Source organism: Paraglaciecola chathamensis S18K6 (genome assembly GCA_000314955.1).
Classification (GTDB): Bacteria; Pseudomonadota; Gammaproteobacteria; order Enterobacterales; family Alteromonadaceae; genus Paraglaciecola; species Paraglaciecola chathamensis.
On the sequence record BAEM01000006.1, the window covers coordinates 135,593 to 156,859 of the forward strand.

General features: G+C 44.7%; 19 protein-coding genes and 1 pseudogene. 17 read left to right on the forward strand and 3 right to left on the reverse strand.

Annotated features, from left to right (window positions below):
• The first annotated feature begins 319 nt into the window (after positions 1-319).
• Both GCHA_RS01855 and GCHA_RS01860 read left to right on the forward strand, forming a co-directional pair.
• Entirely contained in the window at positions 320-1,372 is a 1,053-nt protein-coding gene (locus GCHA_RS01855; protein WP_007984409.1) for an agmatine deiminase family protein, read from the forward strand.
• On the forward strand, positions 1,369-2,277 hold the full coding sequence (locus GCHA_RS01860) for a carbon-nitrogen hydrolase (RefSeq protein ID WP_007984411.1): 909 nt from the start codon (positions 1,369-1,371) through the stop codon (positions 2,275-2,277). The genes GCHA_RS01855 and GCHA_RS01860 overlap by 4 nt, the downstream gene beginning before the upstream one ends.
• Positions 2,278-2,391: 114 nt before the next feature.
• On the opposite strand, the gene GCHA_RS01865 is transcribed toward GCHA_RS01860, so the two are convergent.
• Positions 2,392-3,408, reverse strand: coding sequence for a serine/threonine dehydratase (locus tag GCHA_RS01865; RefSeq protein ID WP_007984413.1), 1,017 nt, complete (start codon positions 3,406-3,408; stop codon positions 2,392-2,394).
• 119 nt (positions 3,409-3,527) lie between these two features.
• Between GCHA_RS01865 and GCHA_RS01870 the strand changes: the two genes are divergently transcribed.
• Positions 3,528-3,902 carry a PH domain-containing protein gene (locus GCHA_RS01870; RefSeq protein ID WP_007984414.1) on the forward strand — a complete coding sequence of 125 codons (375 nt, stop codon included), beginning with the start codon at positions 3,528-3,530 and terminating at the stop codon, positions 3,900-3,902.
• A gap of 83 nt (positions 3,903-3,985) precedes the next feature.
• Here GCHA_RS01870 and GCHA_RS01875 read toward each other — a convergent pair whose 3' ends face one another.
• A complete protein-coding gene (locus GCHA_RS01875) occupies positions 3,986-6,193 on the reverse strand; it encodes a S9 family peptidase (protein ID WP_007984415.1) in 2,208 nt (735 codons plus the stop codon).
• 63 nt (positions 6,194-6,256) lie between these two features.
• Here GCHA_RS01875 and GCHA_RS01880 point away from each other — a divergent pair, with 63 nt between their 5' ends.
• From GCHA_RS01880 to GCHA_RS01890, 3 genes are all read left to right on the forward strand, one after another.
• Positions 6,257-6,907, forward strand: coding sequence for an NAD(P)H-binding protein (locus tag GCHA_RS01880; protein WP_007984416.1), 651 nt, complete (start codon positions 6,257-6,259; stop codon positions 6,905-6,907).
• Positions 6,904-7,650, forward strand: a complete 747-nt coding sequence (locus GCHA_RS01885) for a tRNA1(Val) (adenine(37)-N6)-methyltransferase (protein ID WP_007984417.1) — start codon at positions 6,904-6,906, stop codon at positions 7,648-7,650. Before GCHA_RS01880 ends, GCHA_RS01885 begins: the two co-directional genes overlap by 4 nt.
• Positions 7,651-7,766: 116 nt before the next feature.
• Entirely contained in the window at positions 7,767-8,144 is a 378-nt protein-coding gene (locus GCHA_RS01890) for a hypothetical protein (RefSeq protein WP_013752639.1), read from the forward strand.
• A 54-nt stretch (positions 8,145-8,198) separates the two neighbouring features.
• Here GCHA_RS01890 and queG read toward each other — a convergent pair whose 3' ends face one another.
• A complete protein-coding gene (gene queG / locus GCHA_RS01895) occupies positions 8,199-9,392 on the reverse strand; it encodes a tRNA epoxyqueuosine(34) reductase QueG (RefSeq protein ID WP_007984419.1) in 1,194 nt (397 codons plus the stop codon).
• On the opposite strand from queG, the gene GCHA_RS01900 reads away from it, so the two are divergent.
• From GCHA_RS01900 to GCHA_RS01945, 11 genes and pseudogenes are all read left to right on the forward strand, one after another.
• Positions 9,380-10,915: a bifunctional ADP-dependent NAD(P)H-hydrate dehydratase/NAD(P)H-hydrate epimerase gene (locus tag GCHA_RS01900; RefSeq protein WP_007984420.1), complete on the forward strand. Its 1,536-nt coding sequence runs from the start codon at positions 9,380-9,382 to the stop codon at positions 10,913-10,915. The two genes, queG and GCHA_RS01900, sit on opposite strands and share 13 nt — an antisense overlap.
• Positions 10,912-11,370 carry a tRNA (adenosine(37)-N6)-threonylcarbamoyltransferase complex ATPase subunit type 1 TsaE gene (tsaE, locus tag GCHA_RS01905; RefSeq protein ID WP_007984421.1) on the forward strand — a complete coding sequence of 153 codons (459 nt, stop codon included), beginning with the start codon at positions 10,912-10,914 and terminating at the stop codon, positions 11,368-11,370. Before GCHA_RS01900 ends, tsaE begins: the two co-directional genes overlap by 4 nt.
• Positions 11,370-12,707, forward strand: a complete 1,338-nt coding sequence (locus GCHA_RS01910; protein WP_007984423.1) for an N-acetylmuramoyl-L-alanine amidase — start codon at positions 11,370-11,372, stop codon at positions 12,705-12,707. Before tsaE ends, GCHA_RS01910 begins: the two co-directional genes overlap by 1 nt.
• 65 nt (positions 12,708-12,772) lie before the next feature.
• Positions 12,773-14,758 (forward strand): DNA mismatch repair endonuclease MutL, encoded by a 1,986-nt coding sequence (gene mutL / locus GCHA_RS01915; RefSeq protein ID WP_437123575.1) that lies wholly within the window; start codon positions 12,773-12,775, stop codon positions 14,756-14,758.
• Positions 14,742-15,689: a tRNA (adenosine(37)-N6)-dimethylallyltransferase MiaA gene (gene miaA, locus GCHA_RS01920; protein ID WP_007984425.1), complete on the forward strand. Its 948-nt coding sequence runs from the start codon at positions 14,742-14,744 to the stop codon at positions 15,687-15,689. The genes mutL and miaA overlap by 17 nt, the downstream gene beginning before the upstream one ends.
• A gap of 79 nt (positions 15,690-15,768) precedes the next feature.
• Positions 15,769-16,020 carry an RNA chaperone Hfq gene (gene hfq / locus GCHA_RS01925; protein ID WP_006994043.1) on the forward strand — a complete coding sequence of 84 codons (252 nt, stop codon included), beginning with the start codon at positions 15,769-15,771 and terminating at the stop codon, positions 16,018-16,020.
• 25 nt (positions 16,021-16,045) lie between these two features.
• Positions 16,046-17,344 (forward strand): ribosome rescue GTPase HflX, encoded by a 1,299-nt coding sequence (gene hflX, locus GCHA_RS01930; RefSeq protein WP_007984443.1) that lies wholly within the window; start codon positions 16,046-16,048, stop codon positions 17,342-17,344.
• Between the two features lie 62 nt (positions 17,345-17,406).
• A complete protein-coding gene (hflK, locus tag GCHA_RS01935; RefSeq protein WP_007984445.1) occupies positions 17,407-18,555 on the forward strand; it encodes an FtsH protease activity modulator HflK in 1,149 nt (382 codons plus the stop codon).
• 3 nt (positions 18,556-18,558) lie between these two features.
• A complete protein-coding gene (hflC, locus tag GCHA_RS01940) occupies positions 18,559-19,443 on the forward strand; it encodes a protease modulator HflC (RefSeq protein WP_007984447.1) in 885 nt (294 codons plus the stop codon).
• Positions 19,444-19,946: 503 nt separating this feature from the next.
• Positions 19,947-20,051: pseudogene (locus GCHA_RS22840) on the forward strand (transposase); the annotation flags it as partial.
• An 88-nt stretch (positions 20,052-20,139) separates the two neighbouring features.
• Complete coding sequence (locus GCHA_RS01945; RefSeq protein WP_007984449.1) at positions 20,140-21,123, forward strand: hypothetical protein; 984 nt, start codon at positions 20,140-20,142, stop codon at positions 21,121-21,123.
• Positions 21,124-21,267: the final 144 nt, after the last annotated feature.

The following is a 21,267-nucleotide window of genomic DNA, read 5'->3' on the forward strand; positions in this document are numbered from 1 at the left end:
AAGTGAAATGAATATTCCTATTTATTCCAAAAACGTCTGTTTAAAACTGAAAGTCACAACAGATATAAATCAAAAATAGAACAAAATATGAACATATTGTGGAGTTAGAGGCAATTTTACAGGTTAAAATGTTGTTAAATTACAAAATATATAGTTTTTATTACATAATTAGATGGGTATTTTTTTGCTAAATAGCCCTTTGATGAATTATTTTCCGCATAAATATATTTGTAAACGGTCAAAATTCACAAGACCCGCCTGATGGTTATCATTATACTCCGCGCATATTGAGCAACTTTATATTGTGATGGTAAATTCTATGCGATTACTCCCAGAATGGGCGCCCCAAGAAGCGATTATCCTTGCTTGGCCTGACGACAAAACCGATTGGCAGCCCTGGCTTGCAGATGTTAGACAAGTCTATTTGACGATCATTGCCACGCTTAACCAAGCTGGCACTGGCGTGATACTGCTGATTCGTGATGACCAGCGCTCTACATTTACCTCTTTGAGCAAAGACTTTGCTCAGCCTATCGATCGCGTTCTGTTAGTGCGCGCCGATTATAATGACACTTGGGTGCGAGATTATGGCTTCTTGACGTGCCACAGCTCAGGCGGCATGCAACCCATTGAATTTAATTTTAACGGTTGGGGCAATAAGTTCGACGCTAAAAAGGACAATCAAATAAACCAGCAAGTCTTAGCTGGCTTATGTCGTTTACCGCTGCAAAGCTTCGATGTGGTGGCTGAGGGCGGCGCACTAGAAATTGATGATGCAGGGGTGTTGTTGTCTACCGAGTTTTGTTTATCGAACCCAGAACGCAATGGCGAAATGACGATGTCACAGTATCGCGGAGCGTTCAAAGTTGCCCTCGGAGCCAAAAGCGTACATATATTCCAGCATGGGCATTTAGAAGGCGATGACACGGATGGTCATATTGATACCCTAGTACGTTTCACGCCTGATGATGGGTTGGTCGTGCAGTCTGCATTCAATGTGCCCGATGACTCGCACCATGCAGGCTTAGCTGCTCTTGTAACAGAGTGCCGCGAAGCATTGCCAGAGCATAAAATATTCGAATTGCCTTTACCTTGTGTGTTCAATAAGCAAGGTGAGCGTTTGCCTGCATCTTATGCAAACTACTTGATAAATAATAAACAGATCTTATGTCCTGTATATCAACAACCACAAGATGATCTCGCCATGGAAGTGATGGCGAAAGCCTATCCAGGGCATAGCATAGTGCCAATCAACTGCTTAACTTTGGTACAGCAATTTGGTAGCTTGCACTGCATTAGCATGCAGGTACCTGTGAGTACGTTAACCTTTGATATCAGCCAAAAACTAGCAACAGGAGTCAGTGAGTTATGAGTCGCACCCCGCAAACCGCTAAAACCCTTAAAGTAGGGGTTGTTCAGCAGGCGGTTGCCAATAATGACAAGCAATTAAGTTGGCAACGTAGCGCTGAGCAAGTCACCAAACTCGCCGAACAAGGCTGTGAATTAGTGATGCTGCAAGAGCTGCACAGCACCTTGTATTTCTGCCAACAAGAAAACACTGATTTTTTCGATTTGGCTGAGCCAATACCAGGCCCTGCAACGGATTACTTTGCCGAGTTGGCCGCCAAATTAGATATAGTGCTAATTACCTCTTTGTTTGAAAAACGCGGTTCTGGCTTGTATCACAATACCGCTGTGGTGTTTGATCGCCAGCTAGGCATGGTGGGTAAATATCGTAAGATGCACATTCCTGACGATCCAGGCTTTTACGAGAAATTTTACTTCACACCGGGTGATATGGGCTTCGAGCCTATTCAAACCAGTGTCGGCAAATTAGGTGTGCTTGTTTGCTGGGATCAGTGGTATCCAGAAGCAGCGCGTTTGATGGCGATGCGCGGGGCTGACATGCTGTTTTACCCTACAGCTATTGGTTGGGACCCTGCGGATACTGAAGACGAACAGCAACGCCAATTTGGTGCTTGGCAGACCATACAACGCTCTCATGCCGTAGCTAATTCAGTACCGGTTATTGTGGCAAACCGCACTGGCTTTGAAGCCTCACCGGTAGAAGGCGATAACGGCATTCAGTTCTGGGGGCAAAGTTTTATCGCTGGCCCACAGGGGGAAATTCTGGCGCAAGCAGATGCCGATAGTGAGCAAAACTTGATGGTGGAATTAGACTTGGCTCGCACAGAACAGGTTAAACGGATTTGGCCGTATTTCCGTGACCGCCGCATTGATGCATATGATGATATGACTAAGCGCTGGCGCGACTAAATCGCCCAGCGTATAAAAGCAAAGCCCCAGTGCTTATAAACTCTTATTTATAAACTCTTATTTATAAACACTGGGGCTTTTTTGATGTGCAAATGCAGAAGGAACCAAGAGGAGCTAAATCACAGACGCTAATGGCGCGTTCGGTAAGCTTGGCTGATGAATTAAATGATCTTCTTGCCATATCTGCTGCATTTTCTGCGCATCAATATTCCCGCCAGATAAAATTACCACCACTTTTTGCGGCGAATTTTGTTGCGCTAGATAATTCACGACACCATGCATACTCATCGCGCTCGTTGGCTCGATATGAAGTTTCAACAAATGCTGTAACCACTGGGTCCAGTAGGCGATTTGCCTTTCGTCCACCTCATAAAAACCGTCCAATTGCTGAATAATCGGATATGTATGCTCGCCAACTGCAGGCGTTGCCGCCCCATCGGCAAGGGTTTTAGCCGGCGTAGTTAAACGCTGTATGCTGCCTAAACGCAATGATTGCGCTGCGTCATTGCCAGCCAATGGTTCACAGGCAATCACGTTAGATTGCGGGCTATTATGTCTTGCTGCAATCAAGCTACCCGAGGCTAATCCCCCGCCGCCACAAGGCATGAATATCGCGTTGACATCTGAAGTTTGCTCGAATATTTCAGCAGCTACCGTGCCCTGCCCCGCGATGACATCAGGATGATTAAAAGGCGGGATCCATAACGTACCTGGCTCTTTGGCTGCTTGCTCTACGGCAATGTCGGCTTCATCTCGTAACGGAAATAAACGTAACTCAGCCCCGTAAGAGCGAGTAGCGGCAGCTTTAATTTTCGAAATGTTTTGCGCGCTAAAAATGGTTACTGGAATATTAAACAAAGAAGCCGCATAGGCTACTGCCTGGGCGTGATTACCAGAACTACTTGCCACGACTCGCTTAATGGATTGCTTTTGCTGCCTTGCATGCAACAGTGTATTCAAGGCACCCCGTAACTTAAATGCGCCTGTACGTTGCAGACATTCTGTTTTAAATAGCACTTCGTGCCCTAGCCAATGATTCAGTAACGCAGACGTCATGAGCTCAGACGTACGCACATAGTTTGCAATACGTTGTCTTGCCGCGCTGATATCTGCAAAAGTCACTTCAGGCATGTTGCATTAACTCCTTAAGATGTAGGCCAGTATGCACTTTAACATGAGCTATTATTCGTTATCAGTTCTCTTTTAAGCCAAAATCAGTTTTACTAGGTAAAAACAAAAAGGAGAATGATATGGGATTACTCGATGCCATTATGGGCAACGCGTCTGAAATTGATGTGAGTGAAGTGAGCGAAGAATTAGCACCGATTATCGGTGCGACCGAAGAGGTTCAACAGGTGTTTAAAGTCGTACGGGATATGTACGTATTCACCAATAAACGCTTATTGTTGATTGATAAACAAGGGTTAACTGGCCGAAAAGTGGATTACCACTCGATCCCGTACCGGGCAATCACTCAGTTTAAAATTGAAACCGCTGGGCATTTTGATTTAGACGCAGAAATAAAAATTTGGGTCTCAGGACAAGATCAACCCATCGAAAAAGAGCTTAAAAAAGACACCGTTGTCGGTATTCAGCAAACCCTTGCTACTCACATGTTTGCATAATTGCATACATATCAATGTATAAATAATAACGGCGACTCAACAGGCGCCGTTTTAAATTTTCTCTTACTAACTAATTTCAGTGTCTATTTCATATCAAAATGACGATCGAAAAAGTTGGTAATTGTGTGAAACAAATGAATACCGGTTTGCTTACCACGGATACTGTGCTTTTTACCCGGATAATCCATGCTTTCAAATGGGATGGCTAGATCCTGCAAATGTTTGTACAGCTTGGTGCTGTTGGTAAACAATACGTTGTCATCGGCCATGCCGTGGTAAATCATCAAATCACCGGTTAGATTTTTCGCATATGGGAAAACCGATGACGCGATGTAAGCATCTTCGTCTTCTTTAGGGTTACCCATATAACGCTCGGTGTAATGGGTATCGTATAACGCCCAATCTGTCACTGGTGCGCCAGCAACACCTGCTTTGAAATACTCGCCAGCTTTAAACATGCTCATCAACGACATGTAACCACCGTAACTGTGACCGTAAATGCCAATACGCTCTGGGTCAACATAAGGCAGTTTACGCAAGAATTTTACGCCCGCTATTTGGTCATCTACTTCCGTGCTACCCATTTTCTTGTATAGAGGATCTTCAAACGCTTTACCACGATAGTTAGAGCCTCGGTTATCGACAGAAAAGACCACATAACCTTTATTCGCCCAATATTGCATTAGCAATCCACGATTACCGCCCCAGCTGTTGGTAACCACTTGCGCATGGGGGCCGCCGTACACGTAAACAATAACAGGGTGTTTCCCTTGGATTTTCTTCGGTTTATACAAACGATAATAAAGCTCTGTGCCATCATCGCTGACAAAACTATCGAGTGTTGGCTCTACCCAGTCACTTTGCAGAGCTTCTAAGGGGTGGCTCCCTTTAATCGCGTTTTCATTTAACCATGCTAGGTGCTTACCATCGGCTTGATGCAAGCTGACTTGCCATGGTGTATTCACGGTAGAGAATTTATCGACATAAACAGATGCGTCATCACTGAAACTAGGAACATGAGTTCCACTTCGCTGACTTAGCTTTTTAATATCTCCACCAGCGATAGATACCGTATAAATATGTTGCTCTAGTGGCGTATTCGCGCGACCAGTGAAATATATAAGACCTTGCTTTTCATTAATGGCCTCAATTTCATCTACTACCCAGTCTCCTTCGGTCAATTGGCGCACCAATGTACCATCGTTTTTATACAGATATAAATGTTTAAACCCTGTTTTTTCCGACGCCCAAATAAAGTGCTTTTGGTCGTTCAAGAAATGTAGATCGTCATTTAGGTTAACCCAAGTGTTGCTCGACTCTTTAAGCAAGGTGTTTTGCTTGCCACTTTGGCTATTAAAAGCACGCAGCTCTAGGGTCTTTTGATCTCGGCTTTGCCATTGGTAGGTCAACATTTGACTGTCTTTCATCCAATTCACTCTAGCAAGGTAAATATCTTGCTCTTTGCCTAAATCGACCCATTGAGTGTTGCCGCTAGCGAGATCTTTCACCGCAAGTTTAACCGTTACGTTTGGGGTACCTGCACTGGGGTAGCGCTGGTTAATCATTTTGATTGAATCAGCGTATATTTCGCTACGGGTAATTTCATCAACTGGAGATTCGTCCACTTGAGTAAACGCAATTTTGCTTTCATCTGGTGACCACCAGTAGCCTGTCATACGGCCCATTTCTTCTTGAGCAACAAACTCTGCCATGGCGTTTTTAATTGTGCCTTTACCATCAAACGTAAGCTGTGTTTCAACCTGCGTCTTGATGCTTTTAATGAACAAGTTTTGTTCGCGAACGTAAGAAATAAAATTCGCTTTAGGTGAAAAACGAATATCGGTTTCAAACGCGTCTGTATCTAAAATCTTTTGGGCTTTTTCATCTCCTAAGCGGAAGTAATACGCATCACCCGCTAACGGAAACAACAAGGCCTTACCATCATCAGACCAAAAATAGTTCACAATACCTGAACCACTTAAACGCATGCGCTCTCGGCGCGCTTTCTCTTCATCAGATAGTGCCTCAGGGCCGCTGTGCAAATCGTCCGAGTTGAACAACATTTGAGTGTTACCCGTAGCGATATTGTACTCCCACAAATCATAACGCTCGTAATCTGTGGTTTTCCCCTGTAAAAAGGTCACGCGCTTGCCGTCGGGTGAAACTTTCACATTGTTTGCAGAGCTGCCTTCTAAGGCCGGTGAGTCAAAAATTCGTTCTATCGTGAGGTTTTCAGTTGCCATTGCCGGTACCGCCAGTGAACATAACAAGATCCAAAAAAGATTTTTCATTATTATCTTTATCCTTTAATCATATGCTGCGTATTGTAAAGGCTTGATCCAAATAGGTAAAACATGAAGAGCAGAAATACTGCGTTAGTTTTAGGCGCAACAGGCCTAGTGGGTAAAGCTTTAGTGACACAGCTTTTGGCTGACCCTCGTTACACCAAGGTGACGTGCTTGGTTCGAAGACCGCTGAAACACAGTGACTACCCTGACGTAGAGGGCAAGTTAGAGCCTATCGTTATTGACTTCGAGGCGCTACAAGATTACCAAGGCTATTTTAACGCCGACCATATCTACGTGTGCTTAGGCACCACAATTAAACAAGCAAAAAGTAAAACGGCTTTTCGCAAAGTCGACTTTGAATACGTGCATATAGCCGCCCAACTTGCTAGAGCACAAAAAGTGCAAAGCTTTGTATGGATATCCTCAGTAGGGGCAAACGCAAAAAGTAAGCGCTTTTACTTACGGGTAAAGGGTGAGCTAGAAAACGCCATACTGAATATGTCTGGTTTAGCCCACGCGAGCGCGGTACGCCCATCCTTATTACTTGGAAATCGGGCAGAGGTACGCTTTTTAGAGCGCGTCGGGATCATGCTTGCCAATCTCATTTCACCTCTTTTATTTGGGCGCTGGGCAAAATACAAACCGGTTTCAGCAAGGCAAGTAGCAGCGCATATGATAACTATGCAAGACTTTACGTCTAAAAGGGGCATTCAATGAAACGCCAAGGGTTTCAATTTAAGCAGTTTTTTGTTGAACATAAAGACTGCGCCATGAAAGTCGGAACCGACAGCATTATGTTGGGTAGTTGGGTAACCTGCCCTACTTGCAACAATGACAATACCCCTCAACAGTTTTTAGACATAGGAACGGGTAGCGGTTTGCTAGCCATAATGCTTGCCCAGAAAAGTCCTGCACGCACCTGTATTACTGGAATTGATATTGATAGTGACGCTATAGCTCAAGCTAAGCGGAATATGGCCGATAGTCCTTGGTCAGAAAAATTGGACGCGCAGCAAACCAGCTTACAGAGTTTTCAAAAACGTGAGGTCGAGCAGAAATTCCCCCTGATAATCAGTAATCCGCCGTATTTTAATAGCCCTATTTCGAGCGAAGAAAAACATACCCAAAAACGCGTTCAAGCACGACAAACCAGTGAGCTAACCCATCAATCGTTACTCAATAACGTGGCGCAGTTACTGGCTGACAACGGCATGTTTTACTGCGTTCTTCCTAGCGATGTTTGTGAGGCATTTATTGAGTATGCGAACACAATAGGCTTGCAGCTAATAAAACAACTCACCGTGTTTTCAAAACCGAACACACCTGCCCTACGTGAATTACTTGCCTTTGGCTTTGAAGCCCGCGCACTGTGCACAGATTCATTGACTATTTATACAGAAAATCACCAATATTCAGCCGATTACAAAGCACTATGTAAAGACTATTACCTCAATTTTTAATGCTGTTTAGCCTTAGTTATCAAGAAAAAACGCTAGATACTTGTGAGAAAATTGCCTAATGTGAAGACAGAGCAAACGTAAAAACAGTCTTATTTGCTCCACTTTGGGAGGTTCTTATGCACGCTGTTCCGCTACCAAACTCTGTTTCATCCCTGACTGACCGCTTACACGTGTTGGAATTTCACTGGCACGGCGTCGGGCTACAAATTCCTAAATTTGCTTTATATGCTTGTGTGCCAAACCCCACGTTTACTTGTTTTGTCCAGCGCCATCATAGGCAAATCGCGATCATGGAATTTGGTCGCTACACCCTGCCCATCCTCGACCCGCTAGAAGACGATTTAGACGATCAGGCAAATTTTGTCGCCATCGTGAGTGTTGCCAGAGGGAATCGTTTTGGCTTGTATGGGTTCCCCGCTGACAACCAGGGGCAAAGCTTTACTTTGCCTTTGGATCACGAAAGCGTGCCGCGCATCGTTGAATACTTTATTTAATAGTGGGTTAACAATAGTTGTAGAGAAATATGGGGGTTGTCATATATTTCAGGATTAAGCGTCGCGAGTTAAGCCTTTTTCGATACTTCGAATTAAGCGCTGATTTAAACGCTGAGCTTGCTTGGGTAAAAGCGAGTCGTCAGTATCGGTGTCATCACTAATATTGACCACTTCTACGCTAAGTTGTTTTTTAGCCTCCTGTTCTTTGAGTGCCCATTTAGCATGCTCTTTGACCAAATCAGTACCACGTGCCTCTAGCTCAATAAGCACCTCGCAAATCTGCTGTGAATAGGGCGCGTTACCTAACGCTACGGCAATGTTACGCTGCCAGCGCTCGTGGCCAATTCTGCGTATAGCAGAGCCTTCAGTGTTTTTCAAAAACGTGCTTTCATCCCAACACGCCAACTCCGCTAAGGTTTTGTCCTGTAACAAGTCACGGGGATGAAAATCACTTTCTTTGGTCAGTTTAGCGTAGCGGTTCCACGGGCAAATCAGCTGGCAATCATCACAACCATATATACGGTTACCTAACGCCCGACGAAATTCTTCAGGTATAGCACCTTTTAACTCAATCGTAAGATAGGAGATACAGCGTTTGGCATCCACAACATACGGCGCCACAATTGCTTGTGTTGGGCAGATGGTAATACAAGCATTGCAACTACCGCATTGCTCTTCTACTGGTTCATCCACGGGTAAGGGAATATCAATAAACAGTTCACCTAAGAAAAACCACGAGCCCCCTTCTTTATTCAGCGTCAGTGAGTGCTTGCCTGTCCAGCCGATACCGGCTTTTTCTGCCAATGCATGTTCAAGCACAGGGGCGGAATCTACAAACGGTCTGAAATTAGCCGTTGTGCACTCGCTGCGAATTTTTTCACCCAGTTTTTTAAGGCGATTACGTAAAAGCTTGTGATAATCACGCCCTAAGGCATAGCGGCTAATGTAAGCCGTATCTTTATTTTTTAAGGTTTGGGCAAATTTAGCATCAGGAGGCAAATAATCCATACGCACACTTATCACGCGCAAGGTTCCTGGCAATAATTCTGCGGGTCTGGCGCGCTTCATACCGTGTTCGGCCATAAAATTCATTTGCCCATGGTAGCCCTCGTCCAACCAAGCTTGTAGCTTGTGTTCATGACGCGATAAATCGATATCAGCGATCCCTACCTGTTGAAAGCCTAGCGCTTCGCCCCAAGCCTTGATATTTTGGGCTAATTGATGGAGATCATATTGTGCAAAAGACATTAACTACCTTGACGGACAATTGGGCGCCGAGCAGTTTATCACAGAAAGTTTTTCTCGCGCAGCAGGTACGCCAACACGAAGAAGAAGCTGCTGAAACCTGTGGCTATCACATGGACATGCTAATGCAACGAGCAGGTCAGGGAATATTTCGCCATTTAAAAGCTAATTTCCCTTATGCCCATAATGTATTGGTTATCGTTGGCGCCGGCAATAACGCTGGCGATGGCTATGTCGTTGCTACCTTGGCCAAGTCATTTGGTTGGCAGGTAACAGTAGCGGCATTGAACCCCGACAAAGCACTCAGCGGTGACGCGCATATGGCTCAAGACGCCTGGTTTAAAGAAGGCGGCAGTATTAAGCACTGGCAAGAAGTAGAGTTTGCCTCGTATGACGTTATTGTCGATGGCATACTCGGCACAGGTTTGACCGGACAAGTTCGGGATGACGCCCGGGAGCTTATTAATGCCGTAAATGATGCAAGCCTTCCGGTACTGAGTATCGATGTGCCCTCTGGGCTAAATGCCGACACCGGCGTGCCGCTTGGGGTAAGTATCAAGGCCGACTGTACTGTCACCGTTGTGGCGCAAAAGGCAGGTTTGCTTACAGGCCAAGGTAAATCCTACTGCGGCAAGCTCATTTATGATGATTTAGATATAGCTGAAGCATTCAATGCCATTGCGACGCCGATTGCGTGCAAGGTGAGCTACGTTGACTTACCTGAGCTAGGCAAGCGAGAGTCGAATGCGCATAAAGGGCATTTTGGGCGCTTACTGACGGTTGGTGCCAATAGCGGTATGCCAGGTTCATTGCGCTTAACCAGCGAAGCTGCCTTGCGAACCGGTGCCGCCCTAGTGCGCGCTTATTGCCATACTGATAGTCGCTTGCCCATTTCTATGGGGCGCCCCGAATTGATGATTGCCAGTGAGCAACTGGATAAACAGCTTGATTGGTCATCGTGTTTGGCAATTGGCCCAGGGCTAGGTACTGACAAATGGGCAACTGACGTATTCAGCCAGCTAATGGCCCATTTAGAATCTAATCAAAAAGCCTGTGTTATCGATGCTGATGGCCTCAATTTATTAGCGGACTCAAGTCGAAGCTCGCGCACCCTGCTCTCTACCAAACTTAGCGTCATCACGCCCCACCCTGGCGAAGCGGCGCGGCTGCTGCATTGTAGTGTGTCTGACATAGAAAATGACCGACTGAATGCCGCCCAAACGTTAGCTAAAAAATATAATGCAGTGGCAGTATTAAAAGGCGCTGGCACGATTATTAGTAATGGTGAGCAAAGCTGGATTTGCGCAGATGGTAATCCAGGTATGGCCACCGCTGGCATGGGAGATACACTAACAGGTATTATTGGCGGTTTTATTTCCCAAGGCATGAGTGCCACACAAGGGGCTATTTATGGCGTTTGTTTGCACGCTCATGCCGCGGATAACCTTGCCCAACGATATGGTCAACGTGGTATGCTAGCCAGCGATTTATTTGAACCTTTACGAGAATTAGTTAATCCCACATGAAGCACTCTTTTTATTTAGCGGATGAGCAAGCCACTACTGAATTAGCAGCACAACTGGCGAATCTATGTAATCGCGCCACTGTTATTTATCTTGAGGGCGATTTAGGCGCAGGCAAAACCTCTTTTTGTCGCGGTTTTATTCACGGTTTAGGCTACAAAGGGCGCGTTAAAAGCCCGACCTATACCTTGGTAGAACCCTACGAAATTGACAGTTGGCGAATATTTCATTTTGATTTGTATCGCTTGTCTGATCCCGAGGAATTGGAATTTATTGGTATTCGTGATTACTTTGACGACGATTGTATTTGTTTAATCGAATGGCCAGATAAAGGTGAAGGCCTCTTGGCAGGGGCTGATTTACACATTAGTATTGAATTCATTGAAAATAGTCGCTCGTTAACTGTGCAAGCAAATAACGAATATGGACAAACACTACTGAGTAATTTGACCCCCTAATGAAGTATCTGCGGCCAATATCATTATCAGTGCTCCTCAGCATTTTATTGCTGTTGGTTGTGCCGGTTAGTTTTGCTAAAAATGCCATAGATAGCGTTCGTATTTGGCCATCACCTGGTAGTACGCGCATTGTTTTTGATCTTGAAGATACCCCTCAATACAGCTACTTCACCCTGAGCAACCCAGATAGACTGGTCATTGATTTAGCCGACACCAAAAAGAATTTTGATTTCGCCAAGCTAGCAAATAAAAGCCCCTTGGTGAAAAAGCTTCGTTATAGCTCAGCCAAAGACAAAAGCGGTATTCGGGTCGTTATCGAACTCAACAAAAAACTCGATAGTAATCTGTTTGCCTTGCCCCCTACTGAGCCCTATCGTAATCGCTTAGTAATAGATTTAGATGACAAGAATGCACCGGCTTCGGCCCCTACTGTGGTCAAACATAATAATACCCAACAATCTCGCGATATCGTGATTGTGATTGATGCTGGTCACGGTGGTGAAGATCCAGGCTCGATAGGACGCGGCGGCACATTCGAAAAAAACATCACGTTAAATGTTGCTCAGCGCTTGGCCAAGCTGATTGATGCGGAGCCTGGCATGAAATCAGTTATGACGCGTTCAGGTGATTATTATATTTCACCCAATAAGCGCCCTGATATTGCTCGCAAGCATAAAGCAGATTTGCTCATCTCGATTCACGCAGATGCATTTACCACTCCGCAGCCCAGAGGAGCTTCGGTTTGGGTACTGTCTATGCGCCGTGCTAACACAGAACTTGGTCGCTGGATGGAAAAATCTGAACGTCATTCAGAGTTATTAGGTGGTGCAGCAGAAGTTATTCAGGACACCGCGAGTGAGCGCTATTTAACACAAGCCTTGCTAGATATGTCGATGGATCATTCCCTAACCACCAGTTACGATTTAAGCCGAAAGGTAATAGGTAAGTTGCGCGGCATTACCAGAATGCACAAGAAAATTCCTCAAGCTGCCAGCCTAGCGGTATTAACCTCACCGGACATTCCTTCTATCTTGGTAGAAACAGGTTTTATCTCTAACCCTTCAGAAGAAAAAAATCTAAATTGGTCTAAGTTTCGTCAGCAACTAGCGACGTCTATCTTCAGTGCTGTCAAAACCCACTTTTCTGAATCGCCGCCTGATGATTCCTTATGGGCCAAACAGAAACGCCACACCCGCACCCACAAAGTACGTAGTGGTGAAAGCCTTTCGCTGCTTGCCCAGCGCTACAATGTCAATGTTGGAGCAATTAAGGCCGCCAACAATTTACGCTCAGACGTTGTGCGTATTGGGCAAGTCCTGACTATTCCTCGCACTTAGTCCGTTATACAATAACCACAGTTTCACGTTTTTATTGAGGTCACTTTTTGTCCGCCACCAGTGCAATGATACGAATCTTACCTGCTCAACTTGCTAACCAAATCGCCGCAGGTGAAGTGGTAGAGCGCCCAGCATCCGTTGTAAAAGAGTTGGTTGAAAACAGCCTTGATTCTGGGGCGAGCCAAATCGACATTGAAATCGACAAAGGTGGGCACAAGCGTATTTGCATTCGCGATAATGGCGGCGGAATCGAGAAAGACCAATTAGCACTCGCCTTAAGTCGCCATGCCACCAGTAAAATCAGTTCATTAGACGACTTAGAGCATATTCATAGTTTAGGCTTTCGCGGTGAAGCGCTAGCCAGTATTAGTTCAGTGGCCCGTTTAACCCTTACCTCGAAACCAAAAAGCCAGCAGCAAGCATGGCAGGCACACGCCCAAGGCCGAGATATGGAGGTGCAACTAAACCCGGTTGCCCACCCTGATGGAACTTGCGTCGAAGTAATCGATTTATTCTTTAACACCCCAGCTCGGCGAAAATTTTTACGTGCGGAAAAGACCGAGTTTAACCATATCGATGAAATCATCAGGCGCATTTCTCTTAGCCGTTTTGATGTCAGTTTTAGCCTTAAACATAACGGTAAGCTGTTACGCAAGTACCCTGCTCTCACCCAGCACACGGATCATCTAAAACGCCTAGGCGCTATTTGCAATAAGGACTTCGCGAGCACAGCTATCGCTTTAGACAGCCATTATCAAGACATGACGTTATCCGGCTGGATAGCCCCACCAGATGTAGCTCATCAGCAATCTGACGTGCAGTATTTTTATGTTAATGGCCGCATGATGCGCGACAAGTTAATCAATCATGCCATTCGCCAAGCATTCGAAGGGGTTATTCACCCTGATTCCTCGCCCAACTATGTACTGTATTTAAACATTACTCATAACGAAGTAGACGTTAACGTGCACCCAGCAAAGCACGAAGTACGTTTTCATCAAGCCCGTTTGGTACATGATTTTATTTTTCGCGCTATTGCTGATGGTATTCACCAATACTTTAGTGATGCGCCAAGCCAAGCTGGTCCAAACGAATTAGCTGAGGTGGCACCTCAACACGATTATATTGCTCCCCTTCAATCAGCGCCCCAGGAAACTGAAAACACGCAGGAGCAAATTGAACAGCGACCACATAACCAGTTTGTACGAGCGCCTTACGCTGATAATGAAGCATCCAAGCTAAGCGTGAATGAAAGCCAATTCTCATCTGGGTATTCACCAGCCACGAATGGCGATACCCGAGCCCATCAGCAAAGCGATAATATGCAAAATGTTGCCGGAGAAGCTCCTCAGCGTAACGGCAACAGTGCGCCTCGCACCGCAACATCAAGACCCGGTTCGGGAAATAGCGTGTCAGCTCAAGCGGTAAAAGGTTACCAGCAGTTAATGAGCACCAATAAAACACTTAGCGCTGATGTTTCCTCGCCTATTGAGAACCACCACCTATGCTTACCCGTAGATGATGAGCGGCTACTAGTATTATTTGATGCGCAACATTACGTACTGCCAGCCAATGCGTTAATTGCTGCGCACCTTAGTACTACATTTGATGAACAAAATATGGTTGCCCAACCACTACTGATGCCCGTATCTATTGCCGCTGATAAAGAAACGCTACACTGCGCCCAGGCTTTATATGATGCACTGCTAAACAACCGCATAGAGATTGGTTGGAGTCAAAAGCGTATCATTCTAAGAAAAGTTCCCTCCGGGATGCGTCAGTTGCCTTGGGCTAATATCTTACCTGAATTACTTGATACCCAAATGACCACTGAAAGCTCCGAGAAGATGCAATCCATAGATGAAAGTGCAGTCAAAGCGCATTTATTTCACTGCATTGCATTGCATTCACCAAAACTCACCCCACTTCAAATGCATAAAATGTGGATGACATTACATGACCATCCGAAGAGCTTTAACACTTTGATGAATAAAGCGGTGTTATTACCGCTAGCACAACTAGTAAGCGCACATATTGAATCAACTCACTGACAAGCAAGATCTTCCGCCCGCCATTTTACTTATGGGCCCAACGGCTTCTGGTAAAACGGCGCTGGCCATTGAGCTATGCCAAGCACTGCCTTGTGAAATAATCAGTGTTGATTCAGCGTTAATCTATAAAGGCATGGATATTGGCACTGCCAAACCGACAGCAGAGGAACTTGCCCAAGCCCCTCACCGACTAATCGATATCCTTGACCCAGTACAAAGTTACTCTGTAGCTGAATTTAGACGTGATGCGCTGGCGGCCATGCAAGACATTACCCAGCGTGGGCGTATTCCACTTCTGGTGGGCGGCACCATGATGTATTACAAGGCATTAACTGACGGGCTATCCACTTTACCGCAAGCAGATTCACTGGTCAGAGCTGAAATTGAAAAACAAGCGCAAGAAAATGGCTGGCAAACGCTACATCAGGAATTACAAGGGATTGACCCAGTTTCTGCGCAGCGAATACATCCTAATGATCCCCAACGTTTGACCCGCGCTTTAGAGATTTATCGCATTAGTGGTAAATCAATGACCGAATTAAGTTTGAATAAACAACCTTCGGCCCCATATCAGTTTTCACAATTTGCCATCGCTCCTCAAGACCGACATGTATTGCACGATAGAATAGCTCAACGCTTTGATATTATGCTTAATTCTGGTTTCGAAGACGAAGTGGCCACGTTAAGAAAACGTGAAGATTTGCACCTAGATTTACCCTCTATGCGCTGTGTTGGATACCGACAAATGTGGCAATATTTAGACGGTAATAATAGTTACCAAGAAATGCGTGAAAAAGGCTTAGCAGCCACCAGACAACTAGCAAAACGTCAACTAACGTGGTTACGCAGTTGGCAAAACTTACATTGGTTAGATACCTTTTCAAAAGACAATTTGACTAATGTGATGAAACTCAGCAGAATTCGTACGTGAGCCGTGAGCTATACAGCCTTTTTTATTTCTGTATACTGGGCAAAAAGGCGAATTTGATAATAAAAAGAAAGGATAGATGATGGCTAAAGGGCAGTCTTTACAAGACCCATTTTTAAATGCGCTACGCAAAGAGCGTATTCCTGTATCAATTTATCTTGTCAACGGGATTAAATTACAGGGTCAAGTTGAGTCATTCGACCAATTTGTCATTTTGCTTAAAAACACCGTCAGCCAAATGGTATATAAGCATGCAATCTCTACCGTCGTTCCTTCACGGGCGCTACCGGTTGCTGCTACTAATCCTCATGCGGACGCTGACGAGAACCAATAGTTAGTGAAGGTCTCAGGAGAACGGCTTGTTTGACCGTTATGAAGCAGGCGAACAGGCTGTACTAGTACATATAGATTTTTCTGATGACAACAGCAAAGAAGATCTACTAGAACTTCAATTGTTGGTCACATCTGCGGGAGTGAGCGCGGTTGATGTCGTAACAGGCAGCCGTAACGCTCCTCATACGCGTTATTTCGTCGGCAGCGGCAAGGCCGAAGAAATCGCGAATACTGTTAGAGCGTCTGAAGCTGATGTGGTTATTTTTAACCACAGCTTATCGCCATCTCAAGAACGTAACTTAGAGCAAGTATGTAAGTGTCGTGTGCTTGATCGCACAGGATTAATTTTAGATATTTTTGCTCAGCGTGCACGTACCCATGAAGGTAAACTGCAAGTAGAGCTTGCTCAGCTCAAACATATTTCTACTCGCCTTATTCGCGGCTGGACCCACCTTGAGCGCCAAAAAGGTGGGATAGGCTTACGCGGGCCGGGTGAAACTCAATTAGAAACAGATAGACGTTTACTCCGTGCGCGTATTAAAAGTATTCAAGCACGCTTAGGCAAAGTACAAAAACAGCGTGAACAAGGCAGACGCGCGCGAGTTCGCGCCGAAATTCCAACGCTTGCGCTTGTGGGTTACACCAATGCCGGTAAGTCGACTCTGTTTAACACTATTACACAGTCTGAGGTATACGCAGCGGATCAGTTGTTCGCCACGCTAGACCCAACGCTCAGACGTATAGAGCTACAAGATGTGGGGCCTGCTATTTTAGCTGATACCGTTGGCTTTATTCGCCATCTTCCCCATGATTTAGTGGCTGCATTTAAGGCCACACTTCAAGAAACCCAGCAGGCAGATTTATTGCTGCACGTGGTCGACTATTCCGACGATCAATTTCGTGAGAACATCGATCAAGTGAATGAAGTATTAGACGAGATAGACTCTGACGAAATACCTCAATTAATGATTTGTAACAAGATTGATCGCATGGACGGCGTTGAGCCAAGGATCGATCGAGATGAAAATGGCATACCTACTCGGGTCTGGATGTCTGCTCAGCAAGGCTTAGGTACAGAATTATTGTTCGAAGCGTTAAGCGACTGCCTTGCTCAGAATATGGTGCGCTATCAGTTACGCATTCCGCCGCAAGAAGGTAAACTACGAGGTGATTTGTTTAATCTTAACTGCATCTCTGAAGAATCTTATGCCGAAGATGGTGACTGGTTAGTAGAGATACATATGCCTCTTGCAGATTGGCAGCGTTTAGCTAAGCGCTCTGATGCTGATTTAGCATCATTTATTGTACAGAGCTTAGATGCGTAAAATTGCGCAGCTACGCGACATGAATAACAGAATAAATATGATTAACTATTTGGAGAGTAAAGATGGCTTGGAATGAGCCCGGTGGTAACAATAACGATCCGTGGAAGAACCGCGGTGGTCGCGATCAAGGTCCACCTGATTTAGACGAAGTGTTTAAAAATATTTTAAATAAATTCGGCAAGTTTGGTGGTGGCAAAGGCGGCTCTTCTAATGGCAAAGGCTTCGGCTTAGGTCTTGGTTTAGTTATTGGCCTTTTAGTTATCGTTTGGTTTATCAGTGGTTTTTACACCATTCGTGAAGCTGAGCGCGGTGTGGTTCTGCGCTTTGGTGAGTTCAGTCACTTTGTTGAACCTGGCCTTCGCTGGAAACCGACTTTCGTCGATAGCGTATTACCAGTGGATGTACAAACGGTACGTTCATTACCTTCCTCCGGCTCTATGCTAACCGAAGATGAAAACGTGGTTCGGGTAGAGATGGAAGTTCAATACCGTATTCTTGAACCTTACAAGTACAGCTTCTCGGTAACTAGCCCTGAAACAAGCTTAAGCCAAGCATTTGATAGTGCTATACGCTACGTAGTTGGTCACTCGAAAATGGATGACGTACTGACCAGCGGCCGTGAAGTCGCACGTCAAAATGTACGTGAAGAGCTTCAAGCGATATTAGAACCATACGATATGGGTATTTCTATTGTCGATATGAACTTTAAAGATGCGCGCCCACCGGAAGAAGTAAAAGCGGCATTTGATGACGCTATCGCCGCACAGGAAGACGAACAGCGCTTTATCAATGAAGCTGAAGCTTATTCTCGCGAAATCGAACCACGCGCTCGTGGTCAGGTCAATCGCATGGCTGAAGAAGCTCAAGCATATAAAGAACAAGCTATCTTGCAAGCGCAAGGTGAAGTGGCTCGTTTTGAAGAGCTATTACCACAGTACCAAGCTGCACCAGAAGTAACCCGCAGCCGTATTTACCTTGAGACGCTAGAAGAAGTGTACTCCAAAACAAGTAAGATCATGGTCGACACTAAAGGCAGTGGCAACATGCTTTATTTACCATTGGACAAAATACTGGAAAGACAAAACTCTAGTACAACTCCATCGACAAACCGTAGAACGCTAGAAGGTTTACGTAATCAAGATCCTGTTTCAAACGTAGGCTCACAAGATAACGGCATTCGTAGCGGTAGTTCACGTAGTGGGAGAAACTAAGCGATGAAAAATTTCTTAATCGTCATCATTATCGCACTAGGTGCATTAGTCCTTAGCTCACTGTTTGTGGTTGACGAAGGCGAAAAAGCTATCGTTATTCAATTCGGTAAAGTACAGCGTGACACTGACAGCGGCGACACCGTCGTATTTGAGCCAGGTTTACACTTTAAGCTACCGCTTATTGACCGCGTAGTAACGCTAGACTCGCGTATTCAAACGTTAGATGAGGTTGCTGACCGCTTTGTAACGTCAGAGAAAAAAGACTTAATCGTTGATTTATACGTGAAGTGGAAAATCAAAGATTTCGCTAAATACTACCTAGCAACCGGTGGTTTTAAAGATAACGCTGAAATCCTATTACAACAAAAAGTAAACAACGGATTACGTTCTGAATTTGGTACCCGTACCATTTCACAAATCGTATCTGGTGAGCGCTCAGAGTTGATGGACGAAGCGATGGCCCAAGCCTCTGATAGCTCAGATGAATTAGGCATCGAAATTGTTGATGTACGAGTAAAACAAATCAACTTGCCGCTAGAAGTACGTAACTATATCTTCCAACGTATGCGCACCGAGCGTGACGCAGTTGCTCGTGAGCACCGTTCTGAAGGTAAAGAGAAAGCTGAATTCATCAAAGCCAATATGGATGCGAAAGTAACCGTTATGCTTGCTGATGCAGAGCGTAACGCGCGTAAACTACGTGGTGAAGGCGATGCAAAAGCAGCTGAAATTTACGCTAAAACGTATACCAAGGATGCTGAGTTTTATAACTTCCTACGTAGTATGGATGCGTACAAATCGAGCTTTAGCAACAAACAAGACGTAATTGTGCTTGAACCAGACAGCGACTTCTTCAAGTATATGAAGAACGAAACAGGCAAAAACTAAGCCCGCACGGATTCAATAGCAGTTTAAAACGCTATTTTTAATAGCAATAAAAAAGCGCCAATGTGGCGCTTTTTTTGTACCCACTTAATGGGCACAGCCTCGAAAGAGCAAACACCTTACCTTTTGGCTTTGAACGACGTATTCACAAACTAGACTCGCAAAGCTTATGCATCTCTTCATTATGGTCGAAGTGAGCTGCCGCGCCAAACACCTAATCAGACTCCCCAAAATACAAAATATATTAAAGACTCTTAAGATAAAGGAGTAAATACAATGACATCCATGATAAAGGCCGTTGATTTTCACAAAATATATTGGTTATAAAAAAATCCATGATAAATACAATGACACCCATGATAAAAGTCGTTGATTTTCACTAAATATATTGGTTATAAAGACATCCAAGATAAAAGTATAGTTAGGTGGACACCCTTTATAAAAATGGTTAATTTTCATCCCTAAACTACACTTGTTGCGTGTTCCATTTTATTGAGTCGACTGTTATGCCTCAGTCACGAAAAAGCCAAATCAGTTTAATCGATACGCTTTATTATCACTGTGTTTCTCGTTGTGTACGCCAGTCTTTCTTATGCGGTACTAACACGCTGAAAATTATCAAGACGCCCATAATAAAATGGTTAATTTTCATCCCTGAACTACACTTGTTGCGTGTTCTACTTTATTGGGTCGACTGTTATGCCTCAGTCACGAAAAAGCCAAATCAGTTTAATCGATACGCCTTATTATCACTGTGTGTCCCGTTGTGTACGCCAGTCTTTCTTATGCGGTACAAACACGCTGACAGGGCAAAGCTATGAACATCGTCGTGGCTGGGTAGAAGAGCGTTTGTTGTTTTTATCTACAGTGTTTGCTATTGATATTTGCGCTTATGCAGTCATGAGCAATCATACTCATGTGGTGCTTTGTGTGGATAAAACCTTGGCTGATAACTGGGATACCAAATCGGTACTAAAGCGTTATCACATACTTCATAAAGGTACGTTACTCACTCAAAAATTTATAAACGGTGATACCTTAACCCAAGGGGAGTTAATCACCCTTGATGATACCGTTGAAATTTACAGAAAACGCTTGTACGACATTAGCTGGTTTATGCGTGACTTGAATGAATATATTGCCCGTCAAGCCAATCAAGAAGATGACTGCACCGGTAGGTTTTGGGAAGGGCGATTTAAATCTCAAGCCCTATTAGACGAAAGTGCAGTACTAGCGTGTATGGCCTATGTAGATTTAAACCCGATTAGAGCGAAAATAGCCAAAACACCTGAAACGGCAAAACACACCAGTATCAAAAAGCGTCTTCACGCCGTTAAACATCATCACGCCCAACCAAGTACATTAATGCCTTTTGTGGGAAACCCGAAAGAAAACATGCCCAAAGGAATAGCTTACTCCCTTAAAGACTACTGTGAGCTTATCGATACCACAGGTCGCTGTATTCGTGATGACAAGGCAGGTTATATCGACAACACTCAAAGCCCTATTCTAGAAAGACTAGGACTAGACTCAGCACAGTGGCTAGCCTTAACCACTGAATTTGAAAAACACTTCTGCTACGCAGCGGGCGCAGAGCAAATGATGAATGCCTTCAAGCGCCATACCCATCATCAACGAATACGCGGGATGAGCAAAGCAAAAGAACTGCTAAAGCGCGCTTAAACTTAAACTAATCTCAACAAATACACTTAATGCACAGCTTGTGTCACGTGCGCTTGCCTATATTTCTTCAATCCACATAAATTCCTCCCCAACGCTCAACTCAAAAGTGCAATTATTTAGTATCTAGAGCAATTATTACCAATG